15 protein-coding genes and 4 pseudogenes are annotated in these 23,882 nt (G+C 33.6%); 12 read left to right on the plus strand and 7 right to left on the minus strand.

Translation table 11 applies throughout. The features are described from left to right. Positions 1 to 105 precede the first annotated feature (105 nt). On the minus strand, positions 106 to 1,029 hold the full coding sequence (locus O1Q06_RS04595; protein WP_410542227.1) for an Rpn family recombination-promoting nuclease/putative transposase: 924 nt from the start codon (positions 1,027 to 1,029) through the stop codon (positions 106 to 108). A gap of 89 nt (positions 1,030 to 1,118) precedes the next feature. On the opposite strand from O1Q06_RS04595, the gene O1Q06_RS04600 reads away from it, so the two are divergent. From O1Q06_RS04600 to O1Q06_RS04610, 3 genes and pseudogenes are all read left to right on the plus strand, one after another. Further along, positions 1,119 to 2,039: a helix-turn-helix domain-containing protein gene (locus O1Q06_RS04600; RefSeq protein WP_410542228.1), complete on the plus strand. Its 921-nt coding sequence runs from the start codon at positions 1,119 to 1,121 to the stop codon at positions 2,037 to 2,039. 187 nt (positions 2,040 to 2,226) lie between these two features. Then, a complete protein-coding gene (locus tag O1Q06_RS04605) occupies positions 2,227 to 2,823 on the plus strand; it encodes a JAB domain-containing protein (protein ID WP_410542229.1) in 597 nt (198 codons plus the stop codon). A gap of 19 nt (positions 2,824 to 2,842) precedes the next feature. After that, a pseudogene (locus O1Q06_RS04610) lies at positions 2,843 to 2,980 on the plus strand (IS630 family transposase); the annotation flags it as partial. Positions 2,981 to 2,989: 9 nt separating this feature from the next. Here O1Q06_RS04610 and O1Q06_RS04615 read toward each other — a convergent pair. Further along, positions 2,990 to 3,859 carry an IS982 family transposase gene (locus O1Q06_RS04615; protein WP_410542230.1) on the minus strand — a complete coding sequence of 290 codons (870 nt, stop codon included), beginning with the start codon at positions 3,857 to 3,859 and terminating at the stop codon, positions 2,990 to 2,992. Between the two features lie 81 nt (positions 3,860 to 3,940). Between O1Q06_RS04615 and O1Q06_RS04620 the strand changes: the two are divergent. After that, positions 3,941 to 4,819: pseudogene (locus O1Q06_RS04620) on the plus strand (IS630-like element ISWpi10 family transposase); the annotation flags it as partial. A 211-nt stretch (positions 4,820 to 5,030) separates the two neighbouring features. Continuing rightward, entirely contained in the window at positions 5,031 to 5,231 is a 201-nt protein-coding gene (locus O1Q06_RS04625) for a hypothetical protein (RefSeq protein ID WP_410542231.1), read from the plus strand. Between the two features lie 186 nt (positions 5,232 to 5,417). On the opposite strand, the gene O1Q06_RS04630 is transcribed toward O1Q06_RS04625, so the two are convergent. The 3 genes from O1Q06_RS04630 to O1Q06_RS04640 form a co-directional block, all read right to left on the minus strand. Beyond that, complete coding sequence (locus O1Q06_RS04630; protein WP_410542232.1) at positions 5,418 to 6,854, minus strand: ankyrin repeat domain-containing protein; 1,437 nt, start codon at positions 6,852 to 6,854, stop codon at positions 5,418 to 5,420. A gap of 42 nt (positions 6,855 to 6,896) precedes the next feature. Further along, complete coding sequence (gene fxsT / locus O1Q06_RS04635) at positions 6,897 to 12,254, minus strand: FxSxx-COOH system tetratricopeptide repeat protein (protein WP_410542233.1); 5,358 nt, start codon at positions 12,252 to 12,254, stop codon at positions 6,897 to 6,899. A 726-nt stretch (positions 12,255 to 12,980) separates the two neighbouring features. After that, positions 12,981 to 13,986, minus strand: a protein-coding gene (locus O1Q06_RS04640) for an IS630 family transposase (protein ID WP_410542234.1) whose coding sequence is annotated in 2 segments (ribosomal slippage) — positions 12,981 to 13,526 and positions 13,528 to 13,986 — 1,005 coding nt in all. Because the reading frame shifts where the segments join, the coding sequence is not laid out codon by codon here. A gap of 115 nt (positions 13,987 to 14,101) precedes the next feature. Here O1Q06_RS04640 and O1Q06_RS04645 point away from each other — a divergent pair. The 3 genes from O1Q06_RS04645 (at position 14,102) to O1Q06_RS04655 (ending at position 18,170) form a co-directional block, all read left to right on the plus strand. Then, entirely contained in the window at positions 14,102 to 15,949 is a 1,848-nt protein-coding gene (locus O1Q06_RS04645) for an ankyrin repeat domain-containing protein (protein WP_410542235.1), read from the plus strand. Positions 15,950 to 15,992: 43 nt separating this feature from the next. Next, positions 15,993 to 16,997, plus strand: coding sequence for an IS630 family transposase (locus tag O1Q06_RS04650; RefSeq protein WP_410542236.1), 1,005 nt, complete (start codon positions 15,993 to 15,995; stop codon positions 16,995 to 16,997). Positions 16,998 to 17,222: 225 nt separating this feature from the next. Further along, complete coding sequence (locus O1Q06_RS04655) at positions 17,223 to 18,170, plus strand: Rpn family recombination-promoting nuclease/putative transposase (protein ID WP_410542237.1); 948 nt, start codon at positions 17,223 to 17,225, stop codon at positions 18,168 to 18,170. Positions 18,171 to 18,175: 5 nt separating this feature from the next. On the opposite strand, the gene O1Q06_RS04660 is transcribed toward O1Q06_RS04655, so the two are convergent. Then, positions 18,176 to 18,817: a latrotoxin-related protein gene (locus tag O1Q06_RS04660; RefSeq protein WP_410542238.1), complete on the minus strand. Its 642-nt coding sequence runs from the start codon at positions 18,815 to 18,817 to the stop codon at positions 18,176 to 18,178. Between O1Q06_RS04660 and O1Q06_RS04665 the strand changes: the two are divergent. Beyond that, positions 18,811 to 19,815: pseudogene (locus tag O1Q06_RS04665) on the plus strand (IS630 family transposase). The gene O1Q06_RS04660 and the pseudogene O1Q06_RS04665 sit on opposite strands and share 7 nt — an antisense overlap. A 2-nt stretch (positions 19,816 to 19,817) precedes the next feature. Then, positions 19,818 to 21,362, plus strand: coding sequence for an ankyrin repeat domain-containing protein (locus O1Q06_RS04670; RefSeq protein ID WP_410542239.1), 1,545 nt, complete (start codon positions 19,818 to 19,820; stop codon positions 21,360 to 21,362). Here the strand turns inward: O1Q06_RS04670 and O1Q06_RS04675 are convergent. Then, a pseudogene (locus tag O1Q06_RS04675) lies at positions 21,359 to 22,360 on the minus strand (IS630-like element ISWpi10 family transposase). The gene O1Q06_RS04670 and the pseudogene O1Q06_RS04675 overlap by 4 nt on opposite strands. Here O1Q06_RS04675 and O1Q06_RS04680 point away from each other — a divergent pair. Both O1Q06_RS04680 and O1Q06_RS04685 read left to right on the plus strand, forming a co-directional pair. Further along, positions 22,354 to 22,812 (plus strand): hypothetical protein, encoded by a 459-nt coding sequence (locus O1Q06_RS04680; RefSeq protein WP_410542240.1) that lies wholly within the window; start codon positions 22,354 to 22,356, stop codon positions 22,810 to 22,812. The pseudogene O1Q06_RS04675 and the gene O1Q06_RS04680 sit on opposite strands and share 7 nt — an antisense overlap. Positions 22,813 to 22,862: 50 nt before the next feature. Then, a protein-coding gene (locus O1Q06_RS04685) for an IS630 family transposase (protein WP_410542215.1) occupies positions 22,863 to 23,868 on the plus strand; the annotation gives its coding sequence in 2 pieces (ribosomal slippage) (positions 22,863 to 23,321 and positions 23,323 to 23,868; 1,005 coding nt in all). Positions 23,869 to 23,882 lie beyond the last annotated feature (14 nt).

Raw genomic sequence — 23,882 nt, forward strand, 5'->3', positions numbered from 1 at the left:
GGTTTAGCATTACTTTGCTTTCTAAGGGTATGTATCCATTTGTAGAATATTCAAGTGCTTTATATTCTGGAAGAAGTATAATTAATAAGATGGCAACTAAAAATATTACTTTTGAAGTTTTTTTATTTCATCTATAGAAAGTCCGGTTGTTTCAGCTATAACATCTATAGACATACCAGCTTTAAGTGATTTTTTTGCCACTGCTACTTTAGCTTTCATTTCACCCTCTTCTCTACCTCTTTCCTCGCCGATTAGGATACCTTCTTGTCTACCTTCTTGTCTACCTTCATGTTTAGCATCATCAAGTTTTTGAGCAAGGACAGCCTGTTCATCACGAATACGCTTGATCTCTTGTTCATAGGCAATAAATTCTTTTTCTGACCAGTTGAACCTATTGAGTTCTTCATATGCTCTTTTAATTATTAGATCACTTCCTATTATTCTTTCTAACTCTTCTTCACTAGTTTCATCTGCATATCTAAAAAAGTAGACCCATTTTTCAACTATACTTGAAAGCTGATCTTCTTTGGTTTTTGGAAATTTAGGCAGCTCAATAAATACAAAATAAAAATCTTTTAGATCATGTTCATTAGTATCTTCATCCCGAATGGTGTGTTTTGATTTATACTCAGCCTTATCCGGAAATAGTATACAATCTGCTATAGCAATAAAGATAATTTCCTTAAGGTCATGGTATTGATCACCTTTATCCGCTTGTCTTGAGTAAGCTTTAGCTGCGTAGTATTGGGCACGTTTTTCAAAGCCTTTGGTTTTAGCGACCTGCATCTCAATTATCCATTGCACTCCTGTAGAATCTCTACATAGCACATCAACAATACTTTGCTTTTTAGATGCAATATCAGGATCTTGAATAGTACTTAAAAACTCTATATCCTGTATTGCATTTTTGCCAGTAAAGCTCAAAATATCATTTAGAAAGTGAATGAGGATATCTTTATTCTTTTCAGTACCAAAGATACGCCGAAACGCAACATCATTTTTTGGATCGAGAAACTTAGAAAGAGCCATGAGAAAGTAAGATAAAAAGCATTAATAATTATACGCAATTCTGAAGAAATATTCAACAATTAAACGTAATGTTAACCCGTATAATATTTATGACAAACATCTCGATAAGGTATCAGATAGAACACAAAGTAAGAAGCTGGAGGTTAAAGAGAAAATATACTCTGAAAGATTTAGCAGGCAAAGTAAACATAAACTATCATACGCTGCTAAGATATGAGCAAGGAGCATGTGGCATTCCAATTGGGAAGTTAAAAATATTAGCAGATGCATTATCAGTTCCTATTAGAAATCTATTTCCCAAACGAAAGGTGCTAAGAGAAAATAGCTGTTTTGATAAAGCTAAGGAACAAGCAATGTATAATCTAATGCAAAGATACATACAAATAGGAGAGCGAGAACTACGCAAGGTGGTTTATGCTTTGACCCAATCTATTCAAGCTGAAAAGGAAAGTAATATCAAAGCAGCAAGAATAAGAATTGCAAAGAATCTAGTTAAGGCAGAGTTTGATAATGACATTATCTATCGAGCAACGGGCTTATCAACTGAAGAATATGCTGATAAAGATAGTATCGGCTGTACAAGTCAAAATGGAGGACAAGAGATCAAGAAGTGGAGAATAATCAGAGGCTATACACAAGAAGAATTAGCAAAAAAGCTAGATGTAGGTCCCTCACAGATACATCATTATGAGCAAGGTAGTGTTACTCTTTTAAGTGAAAGGTTGTGGGAGATAGCAAGAGAATTATCAGTGAATGCTGAAGATCTGATAAAGGAAGAAGATAATTATGAAGATGGTGAAGCAGAAAATGATTTATTAAGTTGGGCGAGGGAATATAGAAAAATTGACAATCAAGAATCACGAGATGAGCTAAATATATGGGCAGAATTTTTCTTGCAAAGAAAGCAAATTTACAAAGAAAAGATTTACAAAATAGAGGAAATGAAAGTTGCAAATAATTTACTTCAGTTAGGTTTTTCTACTGATGTTATTTCTAAAATAATTGATTAACAACAACCTTTTTACATAACTTGAAAACAAATATATATTAATATCTTTACCTATCCATGAAAAAATAAGTAAAAAAGATTGAAAAATTGATTTGACTTCACTCAAAAGCTATGGCTCTATGCCAATGCTGATAAAAAACAGCAGTAAATAATTAAAAATAATTTGTTATTAACGAGGAGTATATTTTATGAATAATAGTGAAAAACTTACAGAAGAAATAGAAAGAGTACTACAAAGCGGAGGAGGAGGTGCTCTATTTGATCGTGAGATAGTGTCAGTGCTTCTAGGAGCAGTTCACGACAGAAAGCAAGCACAAGATGTTACTAAAACTCTAATGGATAATTGTCCAGGAATAGGAGAAATTTTGGGACGAGAAATCGATGATCTGAAAATGATAGAAGGAATGACCGAACATGCAGCTGCAGCAATTGAATGTGTTAAAGAAGCTTATAAAAGAGCACTCAGAGAAGGATTAAAGAGAGGCCCAGTAATGGATAGCCAAGAAAAGCTGATAGAGTATGTAAGGGTAAACATAGGCTTTTCAGCAAAAGAAGCTGTCCAGATAATATACTTGGATAAACAGAACCGTTTGATAAGAGATGAAGTGTATTTTGGTACAATAGATGAAGTACACCTATCTGAAAGGAAAGTGGTAAAAAAGGCGTTATCAATGGAAGCAGCGTCAATAATATTAGCTCATAACCATCCAGGAGGGAGTTTATACCAATTCCCACTATGTAAAGAACAGATAGACAATAATGGGAAAGAAGTGATACTAGAGTAGATAAAATAGCGAGGTTTAGATGGCATTAAGGTCAAAACTGTTAGACGAAAAAGTTGTAAATTTGGCGAAAGAAATGTTAAAAAAGGTCAGAAATAACGCATGTGTTTCAAAAAAGTTACAAGCGGTGATAGCAGGAAAAGAAAGTAGTATAAACGCTAATTCTGGATTAAGGAAGGAAGAAAGTATAGGAAATGGAAGGCTTTTTGGATTTCAAGGAATAGGAAATGAGAGTAGAAAAGATGTGAACCAAGAAATTAACGGGAGATCTATGGCGAGTATGTTCAATTTCAAGTCTATTTTTGAGGTAGCCAAAAATCGTCTCAATGATCGACCTTTTTCTCAGCAAAATCTTTTCATGTAGTGAAATTAATGCGTTTTTCATCCCCTTTTTCACCTTGGTAACAAGTTTCAAACCGCGGTTAAACAACTCTTGGAAAAGCTCTTTTTTAATATAGCCTTTATCACCAAACAAAAGACCGGTTAATTTCTTAGTTAGGTTTGCTACAGGCTCTCTATCGTCAACATTACCTCTTGTAAGCGTAAAAGCTTGAATTTCACCTTTCTCGTTAATTATCAAATGTAGTTTAAAGCCGAAAAACCAGCCATATGTACTCTTGCTTAATTTTGCAATTCCAGCAAAAACCTTATTTCTTGATATTCTTTTTGCATGGCAAACTGCAATAGGAGTTGTATCTATGTATGAGATTCCAGTAAGTTCTGACCATCCGCAAAGGCACTGTAATAGCATGGCTAAATGCCACAAAACCCTGGGCTTTAGAGCAACAAACCTAGTGTATGAAGGCAACTTCGAAAACTCTGATTTGTAGAGCAATGTTAGGTAATGCAGGTAGAAAGCCTTAAAATTTTCACAGGGAGATTGCTGATACAGGAGGATTATTGTGATAATTTCCGAATGTGTAATTTCTGGCACTCTTGTGGGTTTTTTACCGTTTGGCAGTAGTTTATCTGCAAAATTTTTCTCTATATCTCTGCAAAAATCATCGACCAGACAAAACAGTTTTGTTATATCTTCCATGGGTAACCTCATCTATTTTTTTCTATTTGTTGAGTTTACCCTACTCTCCTGACTTTTCTATTCTCTTTTTAATCCAGAATTAGCGTTATAAGCGCTGTGGCAAGAATATGTAAAATTTCAAGGACTGCTTTGACTGAATGGATAAAGCACATAAAATTTGGTAGAGTAGAAAAATTATTTTCCCCTTCTCAGCGGCGAAGAAAAAGCAAATTAAACAAAAATCAACGTGAGCAAATTGAAATATGGGTAGAAAGAAATCCAAATATTACTATTAAGGAAGTGCAAATAAAAATCTCAGAGGAATTTGGCCTAAACATTAGCAAATCAACAGTGCATCGTGAGATACAAAGGATGAAGTTTTCTTATATAACACCGAGGCCAATTCACCATAAACAAGATAAAAACAAGCAAGAAGAGTTTAAAAAATACTTCAATAAAATAGTCAATTCCCACCCTGAAAAGGAGGTATTTTTTTGATGAATCACGATTTGGAACTCATTCAAAAATCGGACACGGATGGTTTAAAAAAGGGGTCAGAACGCAGGTTAAATGAAAATTGGTAGACAAAATTTCTATATCTACAGTGCGGTAAATCCAAGAAGTGGTAAGAAAATTAGCCTACTTGCTCCATATGTAAACACTGATTGTATGAATATATTTCTGGAGCAGATGTCGAAAGATTTAGGCACGAAAAAAGCCTTTCTTGTAATGGATTGTGCAGGCTGGCATAGATCAAAAAGTTTGAAAATTCAGAAAAACATTACCATTATATACTTGCCTCCTTATTCACCAGAACTGAATCCTGTTGAGAGGTTGTGGCAATATATCAAACACAATACTTTACGCAACAGAGTCTACGATACCATAGGCTTACTTGAAGATGTTCTGTGTAATTTTATTGTCAGTATTTCCAGTGCTACTATTAAACGAGTTTGTAATGTTTCTTATTTGTTCGATTAGTAATGGAATTTGGTATTAGATAGGAAAGAGTGAAGAGCTCGATAAACAAATAGATAATATAGAAGAAAGTAGAAAAGCTGAAGAAGGAAATTTTAATTTTGAACCTGTCAGATTTCCTAATAAGTTAGGAAATATTAAAACACTTGATTCACAAAATAATTATAGTCCAAAAAGTAAGAAAGATAGTATTTCATCAAATCAAAAAGTATTTTTGTTTACTATTATAGTAGCTTCTGTGTTAACAACTATTATTATAGCAGTTTATTATTCAACATTAGCAGCAGCAATAGCTTTACTTGGTTGTATGTGGCTAGTATATAATGATGTGTTTAAAAAAACAAATGGCCCTAATTCTACATTAGAGGAACCAAGAGAAGAAAAGATACCCATTCAGGTAATGGAATCAATTTAAACTCCATTCAAATTAATATAAAAAATAGCAAAATACGGGGTAGCACAACAACACCATGAACGGCTAAAGCTACTGGATATACTTATTAATAACTAAAAATAAGAAGCTAATTTGATAACTATTATAATCTAGATATGACTCCGCGAATATAACTACCTGCCTTATAAAACTCTTTAAATAACTAACCTAAGCCCTATAATAATGAAAGCTTCTACTTGGACCTGCTACATTTACACTTTCCATACTACTAGATGGTGGTGCTCTCCGTAGTAACATTTCCTTAATATCTTCGTTTGCATACTGCAGAGGAGTTATGCCTCTTTTATCAGGAAGATTAAGGTTAGCACCATTTTCTACAAGAAACCTCACTATCTCCAAGTGACCATTTTTAGTAGCATAATGTAAAGGTGTTAAGCCAGTACCGTTTTTGGGATTAAGATTAGCACGGTTACTTACAAGTAATTTTACCATATCTAAATCTCCTCTCATAGTAGCCTTGTGTAAAGGGGTATTACCGTATTTATCACTAGCATTTATCACAGCTCCTTTTCTGATAAGAAATTCTGTTATCCCTAGATATCCTTTAGATGTAGCTTCATGTAAAGTAGTCCAACGATTATCAATCCTTCTAGTGTTTATATACTGTGTGATACCCTTTTCTTCTACAAGGTACTTTACCATATCTAAATTACCACTGCTAACAGCTAAATGAAGAGTAGTTCTACCTCCTATATCTTTATCATCAAGACTCATTGCTCTCTCTTCTATAAGGTATTTTGCTACATTTAGATGTCCTTTTTCCAAAGCTGGAAATAGGATAGTATGATAATTTTCATCTTTGGTATTAACATCAGCACCTTTTTCCTCTATAAGATATTTTACTACGTCTAATTTACCGCTACAGCTAGCACCTTGGAGTGGAGATCTACCTTTATCGGTAATAATATTAATATTTGCATCTTTATCTACAAAATATTCTACCATATCTAATTTACCTTGATTAAGTGTAGCAAGGTATAAGGGAGTCCATCCACTTTGATTAGGAGTAATAAAATCTACACTTTTCTCATCTACCAGATATTTTACTGTATCTAATTTGCCAGCTGCAGCAGCACAATATAAAGGAGTCCATCCATCATGATCAGGAGTAATAAAATCCATATTTTTCTCATCTATCAGATATTTTACTGTATCTAAATGACCACCTCCACAGGCATAGTGTAAGGCAGTACGACCTTCATTATCTACCACATTATTATCGGCTCCCTTATCTATAAGAGCTTTTATTATTTCTGTTTGACCATTTTGAGCTGCAACAAGTAAAGGAGTCCTCCTATATTGATTTGCTTTATTAACATCAACATCTTTATTTATTAGAGCTTTTACTATATCTGCATAACCACTCTTAGCAACTAAACCTAGCAATGTTTGGTAATCATTGATATGACCATAATTAACCTTAAATAAGTAATTTATATCAAAGGATGCTTCTCTCCACTCTGCATATATGCTTGAATCTGCTATTCTTAACTTATCTTTTATTTTTTCAATGACATTATTTGAATTTAACTCATTATCAGCATTCATTACATTTAATATTTCTAACCATTTTTCGTATTTCATAATTTTTACTCCAAATTTTTATAGTAATTCAATATAAGTATCTTATAAAGGAAGATTTCCATAGCTCCTACTTGGACTTGCTACATTTACACTTTCCATACTGCTAGAGGGCGCAAGGTTTTTCAGCATTTTTGACAACTCAGTTGCAATATCTCTGTGTTTATTAGCTATAGCAACTTGTAGCAATGTATGGCCTTGATCATTACGAGCATTGGTAACTGCTATGAAATCATCTGCTTTCAAACTACGTAGCTTGCTAATAATTTGAAGATTACCTTTTTTTACACCTTCAAAAAGCTCATTAGTGAAACTTAGTAACTTTCTAATGTCATCATTTTTAGCAAGATCAAGAGGTGTTTTACCTTCCTTATTTTTGATGTTATAAACTGCACCATATTGCAACAGAGATCTAGTAACTTCTATATTAGAGGCAATATGCAATGCTGAGGTTTCACCTGCAGTTGTTTGTGTATTAATAAATTGACCTAACTTATCGGAATATTTATTTTTTACGTGAGCTAATAAAATCTTAACGGCTTTTGTGTTTCCTTTATTTGAAGCGATATGTAAAGGTGTATTGCCGTTATTGCTAGTTTTAGTGATATCAGCTCCTTTTTCTAGTAAGAAATCCACAATATTTACATGACCGCTATAAGCAGCGTGACATAGTGGCATAGTACCATTAGCATCTTGGGCATTAATATCTGAACCATTTTGAACTAAAGACTTAACCTCTTCTAAGTTACCACTTTGCACTGCTTGCAATAATGGGACTAAACTCTTATCGTGGTTACTTAGCGTGTTTAATATTGCTTTTACTTGAGAAACAACAGGGTGATTATTTTTTTCAAGAATAGGTAGGGCACGCTCAAGCAACTCCTTTTTTTCATGATGATCACCTAAAGACCCATAAGCGTTACCTAAGTTTAATAATATTATAGCTACTATAACATGATCGGTGCCATAGTGTTTTTCAAGAATACCTAAAGCCCGCTCAAGCAACTCCTTTTTTTCATGATGATCACCTAAAGACCCATAAGCGTTACCTAAGTTTAATAATATTATAGCTACTATAACATGATCGGTGCCATAGTGTTTTTCAAGAATACCTAAAGCCCGCTCAAGCAACTCCTTTTTTTCATGATGATCACCTAAAGACCCATAAGCACTACCTAAATTTCCTAATGTTTTAGCTACTTCAAAATGATCTCTGCCATAGTGTTTTTCAAGAATACCTAAAGCCCTCTCAAGCAACTCCTTTTTTTTATGATGATCACCTAAATCCCCACAAGCGTTACCTAAGTTTACTAATGTTTTAGCTACTTCAACATGATCACTGCCATAGTGTTTTTCAAGAATACCTAAAGCCCGCTCAAGCAACTCCTTTTTTTCATGATGATCACCTGAATCCCCACAAGCGTTACCTAAGTTTACTAATGTTCTAGCGATTTCAATATGATCGTTGCCATAATCTCTTTCTTTAATATCTAAAGCCCTCTCAAGCAACTCTTTTGCTTTATTAGGATTACCTAAATCCCTATAAGTGGCACCTAAGTTTGTTAATGTTCCAGCTACTTCAACATGATCGTTGCCATAATCTCTCTCTTTAATATCTAAAGCCCTCTCAAGTAACTCTTTTGCTTTACTATAATCACCTAAATCCCCATAAGCGTTACCTAAGTTTACTAATGTTCTAGCTACTTCAACATGATCGCTGCCATAACATCTCTCTTGAATATCTAAAGTCCTCTCAAGCAACTCCTTTTGTTTGTTAGGATCACCTAAATCTCCATAAGTATTACTTAAGTTTCCTAATGTTTTAGCTACTTCAACATGATTGCTGCTATAACGTTTCTCAAAAATAGGTAAAGCCTTCTCAAGCAACTCTTTTTGCCTTTTATAGTTTCCTAAGTCATAATACCCATCACGCATCAATTCTATTAGTTGTTCGACGTAATCTTCTACTTTTTGTTTATCTTCAGTTTTTTTCATCAACCAATTATCAAGATATGATAAGAGAGCTTCGCAATGTGGTAGCAATTCACGCTTCTTTGCCGAGTCTTCTGATCTATCACTACAATAAGGAAAATTTCCCTTTAATAAATTAAAAGCTTGATCTATAGTCTCTTCTGCCTTACCTTGCTCGTCCAAGTACAATCTTGTTACCTGCTGTACTAACCTATGAACACTTAATACTACTTGCTCTTGTTCTACATTAACAATTGAATATTGCTTTAATAATCCAATTGCAGATCCCAACTCTTCTTTATTGCTTCGTAGACTTAAAAACATTTTTGTAGAAATATTTTCAGGTGCAAGATAAGCTATCACATTAATAATCTCTATGGCTTTATTTCCATTCTCCCTTTTTTCTACAGCATCTAACTGTACCTTCAAAGCTGTAAAAGTTGCTTTAGTATAGTTGTCATCACTATCTTCTGGAAATGGAAAATTAAGCAATTCTCTTGTTTTACCTTCATATCTCTGTAGGTAATCATTAATCGTAAATTCCAAACCTACATTTCTTAATTCCTTTTTCTTTTCTCTTATGTACGCTACTACTTGTTGTAATGCTAAAGGAAAATATTGAAGCGTTTCTGCTAATTTTATTATATCTTCATCTTGTTTACTATTTTCCATCCTTAAAGCTTTTTTAATAAACTCTATCGATTCTGCTTTAGTAAATGTATTCAATGAACATATCTTTACATGTTTTGGCCATTTTGTATTACGAGACGTTACCAAAATATGTGGTTTATTCATATTCTCTGGTAAAGAAGGTAAAAACTTATCTATTCCATCATCATCTTCTCTTTGACTTCTATATTTCTCAGCATTATCAAAAATAAAAAGACTCTTTCCCTTAGAAAAGAACCTATATACATCTTCAACTATAGACTTTATATCTTTTTCTTTTCCATCTCTATTTTTTAGACTAATTCCTAACTTATCACATGCCAATCTACGAAAAGACTCTGAAAGAGTGTTATGATTTTCAGCATTTATCCATATAACCTTGTTATCATAATCTCGGCTGTACTCTCTAATGTATTTCCTCGCTAACTCGCTTTTTCCTACTCCACCAAGACCACTTATTGAAACAGATTGTGATACTATAGCACGGCCACCATTCATCATTGCTTTATGTAAATTATCTAGCTGTTCAATTCTTCCGGTAAAAGAACTTACTGGATCTCTGACGTTAAATAAGATAGGCAGTCCTCTTTTTGCTTCTTCAAAAAATTCTTTTCCTTCTTCATATGATAAAAACCTTCCTCTTTCCTTTTCCTGTAGCCACCTTAACATTGTTATAAAGAATTTATTATATGTATTCTCTGTTGTAACTAAATCTAAGTCTTCACCTATTTCGCTTTTGATAATTTTGCCTAGCTCTTCTTCGTTAGGTTGATTTACTGCAAATACTAAGTGGCTTAAGAAGTCTTTTACTTCTACATCAGTAATAACGTTATTTGGCCAGTTTGAATTCCCTCCTTTACCAAAATTCTTTGATAAAATCAAACCAACTTTTTTATCCTCAAGTGCTTGATTTAGGCATTCAATGTTTACTTCCTCTTTAGATTTTTTTCTAAGTTCACTTATAAAAGTTCGTCTAAATTTTTCAGTTATTCCACTTATATTGTCACCCCTGATAAATTTATCATAAAACTTCTTAGTTTTAGCATCAATTACCTCGTTTGCTATAACTTCATGATAGAAGTAAAAAATGTCACTTTGTTGATGATGTTTTATAGGATTCTTTTTAAGAAGACATTCAACTAGCCTTCTTGCTAATCTAGTAAGATTGTAATCCTCAAGAATGGGTTTTAACTTTGGAATAAGTTCTTCACCAAACTCATATTTCGCACTTGATCTACCATCATTCATCTCAAGAATATTATCAAAACTCTCTATCTTTTTAACTCTTACTTCATTTTTTTTTAGGTCCTTATAATCTAAATCAATGTTAGTAGAAATTATTACGTCTTTTATTACACCATCTTTAAATAATTTTTCTTTTTTAGCATCCCTATAAGAGTAAAAGTACTTTACTAAACTGTAGTCATTGTCATCTTCTGTAAGTAAATTAGATGATTTAATCTTATCAGAGTCATCCAACCTGTGTTTTGCCTGCAGTAAGCGGTATTTTGTTTCACCACCTTCAGTATACTGAAATACTAGATCATCAAATTTTTTAGCTTCTTCTATTTCTGTACCTAACTGAAAGGAATATTGATTGGAAGTACCACGATAAAGAAATAGCATTAATAACTTTAACTGATAGATGTTACCATGAACTGGATCAGGTCTTTTCTTTCTATCTTTTTTGTCTGTGTTTTTGAACTTTTGTTTTTGGTTAGGTTGTTCTGATTGTTCTTTAGAAAAAGGTTTTTGCGCAAAATTTCCCAGTACACTTGATACGTGTTCTTTTTTTACTCTAGATTGTGTTAAGATATCAACAACATCTTGCTTGTCATTACGCATTGCAATATCTAATGGAGTTCTACCTCTACCATTTTTAACATTGATATCTGCTTTATTTTCGATAAGTAATCTAATAACTTTTAGTTCCTGTCTACGAACAGCGATGTGTAAAGGTGTATCATTACTACGGTTATAATCTTGAAAATTTATGTTAACACCCCTTTGAATTAAGACATTAATTTTCTCTAACTTTTTATCTTCTGTATCCAAATTGCTTCGCAAGAGATTCATCAACTCTTCTTCAAGTGTTATTTGATTATCATCAGATTCAGAAGAATGTCTGTAAAACTGTTTTTCCTGAATTCTGAGTACTGGATCAAAATGCCCTATAGCTCTGTTTATTATGTGTATTGTGTTTAATTCATTATAATTTGCATTATCTACAGATTTAGAACCTAACTCATCTACAATTTGATGTAACCACCCTGCAATAGGTTGTTTTTCAATGACATGCAACTTTACATGATATTTTTTACAAATCATCTTACCCTCAATATCAGGCCTGCCCCAGATAGGCGTTTTCAAAGTACTCCCGTACCTTAAATCAGTGAGTGATTGATGTAGGCTAGGATTATCAACACGCATTTTTTCTATTTCTTCATAGGCATACTCAATACTAGCTAAATAAGCATTCCAAAGTTCATCATCACTAATATCAGTAGTTGGAAGAGTTACAGTTGGATCATAAGCATTTCTAGCATCTCTTATAACTTTATCTCTTATTTCATCTTTCAAACGGTCAGTTAAAACAAACTCTTTACACACCTTACGTAGAGACTTTACATCGCAGTTCACATCGTGCTTTATTTGTTTTAAACCTTTTGCAATTGCATCAAAAAAACAATCTCCATCACCAATTGCTTCTCCTATTTTGAAATTTTCTGGTAGGTTTAGATTGTCATCTTCTGAGTAATTCAAAAACATATAGAAACATCATTACAAATATGGCAAGTATGAAGAATAAAAAATAATAGAGCAAGAACTGTATGTTTATAAACGCACAACTTTCTATTTACACCTAAATATCAAAAAAATCACCTTCTTTAGTGTCAAAGATAATTTAATTGTTTACTTCTGCTTTTCTTTAAATTATTGAAAAATACCCTATATTGTAGAGAAATAGAGAGCTTTATTAATAGATTATGTAAAAATATGTAGTTTCTATGGGTAAACATTTGAAGTTAAATACCGCATTTATTTGAGCAGTATTTAGTGTATTTTTGTATTTTAAATTTTGGCTAAAAACTCTCTATTAGTGGGCGATGACAGGCTCGAATTGCCGACCTCCTCGGTGTAAACGAGATGCTCTACCAACTGAGCTAACCTCCCTTTTTCTCTGTTTGGTTTGGTGGAGGCAAGTGTACTTTTCGAACTTGTTCTCCGTTCATTTATGTAAAATAGTGAAAAACACCTAAATCATACACCTTTTTGGTAACTTTACTCAACATAAAAATCCCTATGTGTTTGAGAATTTGAGAGAAATTCAAGATAAAAAGGATTACTAAAGTGAGTAAAGTAAATAAAAGATCCTCCACTTCTACTGTAGTAGATAAAAATTCTAGAAAATTTATAAAAATATCTTGTATTCCTAATTTCCCTGATTATACTACAGCAGTCTTATTATAGTAATACCAATTCTCATTATTAATGAACCAAATAAGAAGCATAGCAGAGTTGTTTAACCGTGGAAGGGGAAAGAGAGGTAATAAATTTACACAAAGCGCATTCAAGCAGAACAATTGTATTGTAGATTTTATTGCGTAAAATGTTCTGTTTTATATATAACCAAAACCTCTCAACAGGATTGAGTTCAGGTGAGTATGGTGGTAGGTATATAATTTCGATATTTTTAGGTGCCTTTAAATTTTTTGACTTATGCCAACTAGCGCAATCCATCAAGAGAAAAGCCTTTCGTATTCCTAAATATTGCGACATCTGTTCAAGGAATATATTTATACAATCAGTGTTGACGTTTGGTGCAAATAAGCTAAAATTCTCTCCATTTCTGGGATTAACTGTACTATAGAGATAAAAATTTTCCCTACCTAATTTTACCTTAACCTGTGTCCTACTGCCTTTTTTAAACCACCCATGTCCAACTTTTGAATGTGTACCAAACCGTGATTCATCGAAGAAAAATAGCTCTTTTTCAGAATGCATGACAATAGTTTCATTGAGGTTTTTTTTAAAACTCCTCTTGCTTGTTTTTATCTTGTCCACTATGAACTGGTCTTGGTGTGATATATGAGAATTTCATTCTTTGCATATTACGATGTATTGCGGATTTGCTGATATTCAAACCAAATCTTTCTTGGATTCTTATTCTCATTTCTCTAATAGTAATATTGGGGTTTTCCTCTATCCACAACTCAATTCGTTCAAGTTGACTTTGGTTCAATATAGTTTTTCTACGGCGTTGAGGTGGAGCAAATAATTTTTCTTCTCTTCCAAATTTTATGTGCTTTATCCATGTAGTAATTGCCTTTCTCGAAATGCAACATATTTTTGCTACAGCTGTTATACTGTGCTTTTTTGCTGCAATTACAGCATTTAGTTTTTTTGCAACATACGCATTATTTCTTACTCTCTTCAGCATCTCTTTTGCTGATTTCACCACTTTTTCATCCAATAATTTTGATCTTAATGCCATCTAAACCTCGCTATTTTACTTACTTCAGTATGGCTTTTTTCCATTATTTTCTATTCGTTGCTTGTATAGCGGGAATTGGTATAAGCTTAACACAAAATTAATAATACGCAATCTTATGACAATAATACTACATACCAAAGAAGAAATTTATCCACACGATAATAAGCCATCAGAACAAGAACAGTTAAACCAAGAATTTAGCTTGAAGCGCTTTAAACGTTTCAACGATATACCAGAATTACCACAGGGTTTTAGAATAGGTGAAGCAATTGGAGATGGTGATTGTTTTTTTGATGCAGTTGCGCAAGGTCTAAAACAATCAAGGCCTGAAATGGTCTTTACTGCTAAATCTTTAAGAAAAATTTGTCAGGAATTTGCGCAAACTGAGTTAGAAAAAGATCAATCTTGGCTTAGAGAAGCTTTAGAAAGAGAAGTTGAACCAATTGAGCAATATATCCCACGCATTGAATTGACTGCAGATGACATTAATCAAGGATCTGAATTAGCAAGAATATTAGGATTGAATTCTCCTATATGGGGTAGAAGCGAAATAGAAGGAAGGATAATTTGTCAAAAGTACAATGTAAAGTTACATATCATTGAAAAATATGATGTTGATGGAAAAGAAATATGGACTGATCAAATTGTAGATAAATCAAGCTCCAGGTCTGTAGGTGATAACGATGTTGATTATAATGATGCCAATACAATACATGTAATAAATAGTGGTAAGGGGCATTTTGAACCTATTATTCGAACTCAGGAAATTCAGCCTGTAAAATCGATGGAACAGCAGACAGATTTATCAAGAAGCAATTTAGAAAGAACTAATAATGAGCCTCAACCAGAGTCTTCAAATGCTAATCGAAGGAATCAGCAACATAATACTCAACCTAGAAGGTTCATTGATAAAAAGAAGCTTCCAAAGTTAGTAGATGCAATGAATAAAGGAGACTTCAATCTGTTTAAGAGTCTTTTGCGAGGTAAAGTAGATTTGAATGCTAGAGTTAATATTAATAATAACGTTAATGATAACACACTTCTCCACTATGCTGCCCGAAATGGTGTGGAATTAGTGATGCAAGAAATATTACAGCTGGAGCAGAAAATAGATGTTAATATTCGGAACAAACAAGGTGATACTCCCTTACACGCTGCTGTTCTATCTAGTAAAAGAAAGGTAGTGAGCCTGTTATTGAATTCTAAATTGGGAGTAGATGTTAATGCTCGGAATAATCAAGGTGATACTCCGCTACATGTTGCTGCTAAAAATGGCAAAGTAGGAATAGTGAGGGAGTTATTAGAGTCTCAACTAGAGATAAATGTTAATGCTCAGAACGAACAAGGTGACACTCCACTGCATGTTGCTGTTAGAGAAAATAAAGAACAAGTAGTTCAGAGACTACTAAAGACTAAGTTTAAAAAAGTAGATGTTAATGCTCAGAACAAACAAGGTGATTCTCCTTTGCACGTTGCTGTCAGAGAGAACAGAAAAGAAATATTCCAAGAACTGTTGAAGCCTGAGTCGAAAGTAGATGTTAATGCTCAGAACAAACAAGGTGATTCTCCTTTGCACGTTGCTGTCAGAGAGAACAGAAAAGAAATATTCCAAGAACTGTTGAAGCCTGAGTCGAAAGTAGATGTTAATGCTCAGAACAAACAAGGTGATTCTCCTTTGCACGTTGCTGTCAGAGAGAACAGAAAAGAAATATTCCAAGAACTGTTGAAGCCTGAGTCGAAAGTAGATGTTAATGCTCAGAACAAACAAGGTGATTCTCCTTTGCACGTTGCTGTCAGAGAGAACAGAAAAGAGATAGTCCAGGAAATGTTGAAGCTTGAGTCGAAAGTAGATGTTAATGCTCAGAACAAACAAGGTAGAACTATACTGCACGTTGCCGCTGAATATAGCAACGTACAAATAGTAATACCAATTCCCGCTATACAAGCAACGAATAGAAAATAATGGAAAAAAGCCATACTGAAGTAAGTAAAATAGCGAGGTTTAGATGGCATTAAGATCAAAATTATTGGATGAAAAAGTGGTGAAATCAGCAAAAGAGATGCTGAAGAGAGTAAGAAATAATGCGTATGTTGCAAAAAAACTAAATGCTGTAATTGCAGCAAAAAAGCACAGTATAACAGCTGTAGCAAAAATATGTTGCATTTCGAGAAAGGCAATTACTACATGGATAAAGCACATAAAATTTGGAAGAGAAGAAAAATTATTTGCTCCACCTCAACGCCGTAGAAAAACTATATTGAACCAAAGTCAACTTGAACGAATTGAGTTGTGGATAGAGGAAAACCCCAATATTACTATTAGAGAAATGAGAATAAGAATCCAAGAAAGATTTGGTTTGAATATCAGCAAATCCGCAATACATCGTAATATGCAAAGAATGAAATTCTCATATATCACACCAAGACCAGTTCATAGTGGACAAGATAAAAACAAGCAAGAGGAGTTTAAAAAAAAACTCAATGAAACTATTGTCATGCATTCTGAAAAAGAGCTATTTTTCTTCGATGAATCACGGTTTGGTACACATTCGAAAGTTGGACATGGGTGGTTTAAAAAAGGCAGTAGGACACAGGTTAAGGTAAAATTAGGTAGGGAAAATTTTTATCTCTATAGTGCAGTTAATCCCAGAAATGGAGAGAATTTTAGCTTATTTGCACCAAACGTCAACACTGATTGTATAAATATATTCCTTGAACAGATGTCGCAATATTTAGGAATACGAAAGGCTTTTCTCTTGATGGATTGCGCTAGTTGGCATAAGTCAAAAAATTTAAAGGCACCTAAAAATATCGAAATTATATACCTACCACCATACTCACCTGAACTCAATCCTGTTGAGAGGTTTTGGTTATATATAAAACAGAACATTTTACGCAATAAAATCTACGATACAATTGTTCTGCTTGAATGCGCTTTGTGTAAATTTATTACCTCTCTTTCCCCTTCCACGGTTAAACAACTCTGCTATGCTTCTTATTTGGTTCATTAATAATGAGAATTGGTATAAGCAGCGTATGATAGTTTATGTTTACTTTGCCTGCTAAATCTTTCAGAGTATATTTTCTCTTTAACCTCCAGCTTCTTACTTTGTGTTCTATCTGATACCTTATCGAGATGTTTGTCATAAATATTATACGGGTTAACATTACGTTTAATTGTTGAATATTTCTTCAGAATTGCGTATAATTATTAATGCTTTTTATCTTACTTTCTCATGGCTCTTTCTAAGTTTCTCGATCCAAAACTGGACCTGACCTTTAAGAAGATTTTTGGTACTGAAAAAAATAAGAATATCCTTATCCACTTTTTGAATGATATCTTAGGCTTTACTGGAGTCAATGCTATTCAAGATGTTGAGTTCCTCAGCACCATTATGGACCCTGAAATTGCCTCTGATAAGCAGAGTATTGTTGATGTTCTTTGCAGAGATTCCACTGGTGCCAGATACGTGATTGAAATGCAACTCGCTCGTGATAAAGGCTTCGAAAAACGGGCTCAATTATATGCTGCTAAGGCTTACTCAAGGCAGGCTGATAAAGGTGGTAAGTACATCGATTTAAAGAAGGTTTTCTTTATTGCTATTTCCAATTGTAATTTATTTCCTGATAAGCCTGATTATATATCTAGCCATACCATAAGAGATGAAAAAACTAACGAGCATGACTTAAAAGATTTTCAATTTATCTTCATTGAGCTGCCAAAGTTTCCTAAGAGCAGAGAAGAGCAGCTAGAAAATGTAGTAGATCGTTGGCTGTTTTTTTTTAAATACGCAGAAGAAACAACTGATGAAGATTTGAGAAAAATAGCAGAAAAATCACCAATAATAAAATTAGCATATGATGAGTTAGATAAGTTTCACTGGAATGAGAAGGATCTTGTAGCTTATGAAGAAAGGGTCATGGATTTACAAAAAGAAGCTGCTATCTTAGAACAGAAACTTGATGATGCTACTCAAAAAGGTAGACAAGAAGGTATTCAAATCGGCGAGGAAAGAGGTATTCAAATCGGCGAGGAAAGAGGTAAAATTGAAGGTAAAATTGAAGGTAAAATTGAAGTTGCAAAAAATTTACTTAAAGCTGGCATCTCTATTGACGTTGTATCGCAAACTACAGGTCTTTCTTTCGATAAGATCAAACAGTTACAGGCAGAAAAGACCTCATAGTTCCCTCAATTTATCCCTCTGCTTATTCCTTTAACTACTGATGTTCCATTTAAGAATGTATCAGGCTTTTTAGATAACTCTACTTTACTTGAAACTTCCTGACTCAAGTCTTTGTAAGGCTTTTCTACTTTCTGTTGTAGCACTTTTTCCCCTTCTAATTGACTTCTTAAGTGAACTAGAAACTTATCAGTTTGTTTGAATTCTGGACATGCTTCTTTTGCAAATGAATATAGGGTTTTTGCTATTTCAGAAAATCTTCCATTTATTATTTTTCTAACTATAGCTGATTGCACTGCCACAGGATCTAAGTTTAGGTTTGTCAGTGATATTCCTGACTTAATAGCAGTTTTATTTAGCACTTTCTCAAATCTATTTGTAATATTGAGTGCATAGCCCTGTGCTTCTAGTAGAGATATAGACTGACCTACTGTAGAAACATACTTTTGACCTGTAAATTTTCTAATGAGCATGTCAAGTAATAGTATTGTACCATTTATATCCGTTTGTGCATCAACTTGTGAGATTATACTTGAAGTGCTTGGCGTTTCCCTATATTTATACCAATTCCCGCTATACAAGCAACGAATAGAAAATAATGGAAAAAAAGCCATACTGAAGTAAGTAAAATAGCGAGGTTTAGATGGCATTAAGATCAAAATTATTGGATGAAAAAGTGGTGAAATCAGCAAAAGAGATGCTGAAGAGAGTAAGAAATAATGCGTATGTTGCAAAAAAACTAAATGCTGTAATTGCAGCAAAAAAGCACAGTATAACAGCTGTAGCAAAAATATGTTGCATTTCGAGAAAGGCAATTACTACATGGATAAAGCACATAAAATTTGGAAGAGAAGAAAAATTATTTGCTCCACCTCAACGCCGTAGAAAAACTATATTGAACCAAAGTCAACTTGAACGAATTGAGTTGTGGATAGAGGAAAACCCCAATATTACTATTAGAGAAATGAGAATAAGAATCCAAGAAAGATTTGGTTTGAATATCAGAAAATCCGCAATACATCGTAATATGCAAAGAATGAAATTCTCATATATCACACCAAGACCAGTTCATAGTGGACAAGATAAAAACAAGCAAGAGGAGTTTAAAAAAAAACCTCAATGAAACTATTGTCATGCATTCTGAAAAGAGCTATTTTTCTTCGATGAATCACGGTTTGGTACACATTCGAAAGTTGGACATGGGTGGTTTAAAAAAGGCAGTAGGACACAGGTTAAGGTAAAATTAGGTAGGGAAAATTTTTATCTCTATAGTGCAGTTAATCCCAGAAATGGAGAGAATTTTAGCTTATTTGCACCAAACGTCAACACTGATTGTATAAATATATTCCTTGAACAGATGTCGCAATATTTAGGAATACGAAAGGCTTTTCTCTTGATGGATTGCGCTAGTTGGCATAAGTCAAAAAATTTAAAGGCACCTAAAAATATCGAAATTATATACCTACCACCATACTCACCTGAACTCAATCCTGTTGAGAGGTTTTGGTTATATATAAAACAGAACATTTTACGCAATAAAATCTACGATACAATCGTTCTGCTTGAATGCGCTTTGTGTAAATTTATTACCTCTCTTTCCCCTTCCACGGTTAAACAACTCTGCTATGCTTCTTATTTGGTTCATTAATAATGAGAATTGGTATAAGAAAGTTATTGGAGACTAAGTGGGAAATAGATGTTAGTGCTAGGGACAAGGAAGGTGATACTCCACTGCACCTTGCTATTGTGAATGATAGAATAAGAATAGTTGAGGAGTTATTAGGGCCTAAGTGGGGAACAAATGTTAATGCTCAGAACAAACAAGGTGATACTCCTTTGCATTTTGCTATTAGAGAGAGTAAACAACGATCAAGAGGCAAAACAATAGTTAAAAAATTATTAAATTTGGATTCGATAATAAATATTAATATTCTGAACAAAGAAGATGGTACTCCTTTGCACCTTGCTGTCTCGTTGGGAGATTTAGCAATAGTACAAATGCTCTTAGATCCAAAATTAGAAGCAGATGTTAATTCCAAAAATTTTCAAGGTCAGACTCCGTTAGATATTGCTAATGAATTCAGTCGGACGTTGATAATAAATGCATTGTCAAATGCAAAACGCATAACTAATAAATCTGGTATTAATGACGCAGAGAATAACTTCGCTGACAGCGCTGACTCTACCTTTAAACATCAGTACTTTGATGCTTCTCCAACAGATGTGGGCGTCAAGGATGCAAATCATACAGATATTGATAAGTTAAATCGTGCCATACAAAAGGGTAATTTTAATCTATTCAAGAGTTGTTTGACAAGAGTAGTGAACATAAATACCAAAAACGCACAAGACCATAACAATACACCTCTGCATTACGCTGTTAATAGTGATAATAAGCGAATAATAGCTGAGTTGTTAGACCCGGAGAGGGAGGTGAATGTCAATGCTATAAATGACGAGGGCAATACTCCGTTGCACCTTGCTGTCAAATTGAAAAAATATCAGGCCCTAGAACTTTTATTAGGATTGGGATCAAGGTTAAATGTCAATGCTCAGAACAAAGAAGGTAATACGCCGTTACATATTGCAGTGATTCAAAAAGACGATCTAATAGTAAAAGATATTTTAGCTTTAAAAGGAAGAACATTAGATTTGTACGCTACAAATATGAAAGGCGAGACTGTTTTGGAAATTGCTCGTAGAGATCAAGATTCTTTAATATACAATATGTTCTCAGGTTCACAATCAGGGGCCCTTCAAAGTGATATTCCTTCAATACTGAGTTCATCTGATCATCAACATTTAATTCAGGATAGAATTAACGCTATCAGCAAATCAGATCATGGAAGCCTAGCATTGGAAATTTTGAATTCCGTGTCCTATTTTGCAAATACGCGTATACGCGGAACTATCTTTGTAGGTTTAGTAGATAATAACGATGAAAAATTGAGTTCGGTACTTAGTTTACTTATAGACGGGTCTTTAATAAGTGAAGTAAGTAGAAAACCAGAATATTTTCTAAGAATAAAGAAAGCAACTCAGGAAGCAATCAGAAAGCAGTTGGCACAGGAAAATAAAGAAGAAAAGGTTCTAGAAAAGGCTCTCGGGGTGTTCAAGAATGGTGTTGATCTACTTGATGTAAGACACGCTATTTCTGTTTGGGATTATGCAAGTAATACCAAATTCCATTACTAATCGAACAAATAAGAAACATTACAAACTCGTTTAATAGTAGCACTGGAAATACTGACAATAAAATTACACAGAACATCTTCAAGTAAGCCTATGGTATCGTAGACTCTGTTGCGTAAAGTATTGTGTTTGATATATTGCCACAACCTCTCAACAGGATTCAGTTCTGGTGAATAAGGAGGCAAGTATATAATGGTAATGTTTTTCTGAATTTTCAAACTTTTTGATCTATGCCAGCCTGCACAATCCATTACAAGAAAGGCTTTTTTCGTGCCTAAATCTTTCGACATCTGCTCCAGAAATATATTCATACAATCAGTGTTTACATATGGAGCAAGTAGGCTAATTTTCTTACCACTTCTTGGATTTACCGCACTGTAGATATAGAAATTTTGTCTACCAATTTTCATTTAACCTGCGTTCTGACCCCTTTTTTAAACCATCCGTGTCCGATTTTTGAATGAGTTCCAAATCGTGATTCATCAAAAAAATACCTCCTTTTCAGGGTGGGAATTGACTATTTTATTGAAGTATTTTTTAAACTCTTCTTGCTTGTTTTTATCTTGTTTATGGTGAATTGGCCTCGGTGTTATATAAGAAAACTTCATCCTTTGTATCTCACGATGCACTGTTGATTTGCTAATGTTTAGGCCAAATTCCTCTGAGATTTTTATTTGCACTTCCTTAATAGTAATATTTGGATTTCTTTCTACCCATATTTCAATTTGCTCACGTTGATTTTTGTTTAATTTGCTTTTTCTTCGCCGCTGAGAAGGGGAAAATAATTTTTCTACTCTACCAAATTTTAGATGCTTTATCCATTCAGTCAAAGCAGTCCTTGAAATTTTACATATTCTTGCCACAGCGCTTATACTACTTTCTTTTCCTGCTATCACCGCTTGTAACTTTTTTGAAACATATGCGTTATTTCTGACCTTTTTTAACATTTCTTTCGCCAAATTTACAACTTTTTCGTCTAACAGTTTTGACCTTAATGCCATTTATACCTCTCTATTTTATCTACTCTAGTATCACTTCTTTCCCATTATTGTCTATCTGTTCTTTACATAGTGGGAATTGGTATAAGTATGATAAATTGGTAAAAGAATTTAATGAGATACCAATGCACATTCTTGATCTATTCCCTCAATCTCTGATAGAAAACGGAGAATTATATAAGTTTGCGAAAAGAGCATGTACTGCACTACAAAATGCTCTTGGTTCTGATGATTCTTACACTTTACTTTTAAAGCTAAAGCTATTTTCTGTATTGCAAAAAACATTCGAGAGTGACCGATCTCGAGGCATTACTACTAATGATGATACTGCAATAATAAAAGAAGATTTTTGGGAATTCAATCTATTGCGCAAACAAGGAAGACTTATATTTCAAAACACTAAATACGAATACTTAAAGGCTAATACCAATTCCCGCTATACAAGCAACGAATAGAAAATAATGGAAAAAAGCCATACTAGAGTAGATAAAATAGCGAGGTTTAGATGGCATTAAGATCAAAATTATTGGATGAAAAAGTGGTGAAATCAGCAAAAGAGATGCTGAAGAGAGTAAGAAATAATGCGTATGTTGCAAAAAAACTAAATGCTGTAATTGCAGCAAAAAAGCACAGTATAACAGCTGTAGCAAAAATATGTTGCATTTCGAGAAAGGCAATTACTACATGGATAAAGCACATAAAATTTGGAAGAGAAGAAAAATTATTTGCTCCACCTCAACGCCGTAGAAAAACTATATTGAACCAAAGTCAACTTGAACGAATTGAGTTGTGGATAGAGGAAAACCCCAATATTACTATTAGAGAAATGAGAATAAGAATCCAAGAAAGATTTGGTTTGAATATCAGCAAATCCGCAATACATCGTAATATGCAAAGAATGAAATTCTCATATATCACACCAAGACCAGTTCATAGTGGACAAGATAAAAACAAGCAAGAGGAGTTTTAAAAAAAACCTCAATGAAACTATTGTCATGCATTCTGAAAAAGAGCTATTTTTCTTCGATGAATCACGGTTTGGTACACATTCAAAAGTTGGACATGGGTGGTTTAAAAAAGGCAGTAGGACACAGGTTAAGGTAAAATTAGGTAGGGAAAATTTTTATCTCTATAGTACAGTTAATCCCAGAAATGGAGAGAATTTTAGCTTATTTGCACCAAACGTCAACACTGATTGTATAAATATATTCCTTGAACAGATGTCGCAATATTTAGGAATACGAAAGGCTTTTCTCTTGATGGATTGCGCTAGTTGGCATAAGTCAAAAAATTTAAAGGCACCTAAAAATATCGAAATTATATACCTACCACCATACTCACCTGAACTCAATCCTGTTGAGAGGTTTTGGTTATATATAAAACAGAACATTTTACGCAATAAAATCTACGATACAATTGTTCTGCTTGAATGCGCTTTGTGTAAATTTATTACCTCTCTTTCCCCTTCCACGGTTAAACAACTCTGCTATGCTTCTTATTTGGTTCATTAATAATGAGAATTGGT

The sequence above is a fragment of the Wolbachia endosymbiont of Tetranychus urticae genome (assembly GCF_046529255.1).
GTDB lineage: Bacteria > Pseudomonadota > Alphaproteobacteria > Rickettsiales > Anaplasmataceae > Wolbachia.

Coding starts and splice junctions, on each gene's coding strand:
- O1Q06_RS04600 (WP_410542228.1), top strand. CDS start 1,119: ATGACAAACATCTCGATAAGGTATCAGATAGAACACAAAGTAAGAAGC.
- O1Q06_RS04595 (WP_410542227.1), bottom strand. CDS start 1,029: ATGGCTCTTTCTAAGTTTCTCGATCCAAAAAATGATGTTGCGTTTCGG.
- O1Q06_RS04630 (WP_410542232.1), bottom strand. CDS start 6,854: ATGAAATACGAAAAATGGTTAGAAATATTAAATGTAATGAATGCTGAT.
- O1Q06_RS04645 (WP_410542235.1), top strand. CDS start 14,102: ATGACAATAATACTACATACCAAAGAAGAAATTTATCCACACGATAAT.
- O1Q06_RS04680 (WP_410542240.1), top strand. CDS start 22,354: ATGCCATTTATACCTCTCTATTTTATCTACTCTAGTATCACTTCTTTC.
- O1Q06_RS04655 (WP_410542237.1), top strand. CDS start 17,223: ATGGCTCTTTCTAAGTTTCTCGATCCAAAACTGGACCTGACCTTTAAG.
- O1Q06_RS04670 (WP_410542239.1), top strand. CDS start 19,818: ATGAGAATTGGTATAAGAAAGTTATTGGAGACTAAGTGGGAAATAGAT.
- O1Q06_RS04650 (WP_410542236.1), top strand. CDS start 15,993: ATGGCATTAAGATCAAAATTATTGGATGAAAAAGTGGTGAAATCAGCA.
- O1Q06_RS04615 (WP_410542230.1), bottom strand. CDS start 3,859: ATGGAAGATATAACAAAACTGTTTTGTCTGGTCGATGATTTTTGCAGA.
- O1Q06_RS04605 (WP_410542229.1), top strand. CDS start 2,227: ATGAATAATAGTGAAAAACTTACAGAAGAAATAGAAAGAGTACTACAA.
- O1Q06_RS04660 (WP_410542238.1), bottom strand. CDS start 18,817: ATGCCATCTAAACCTCGCTATTTTACTTACTTCAGTATGGCTTTTTTT.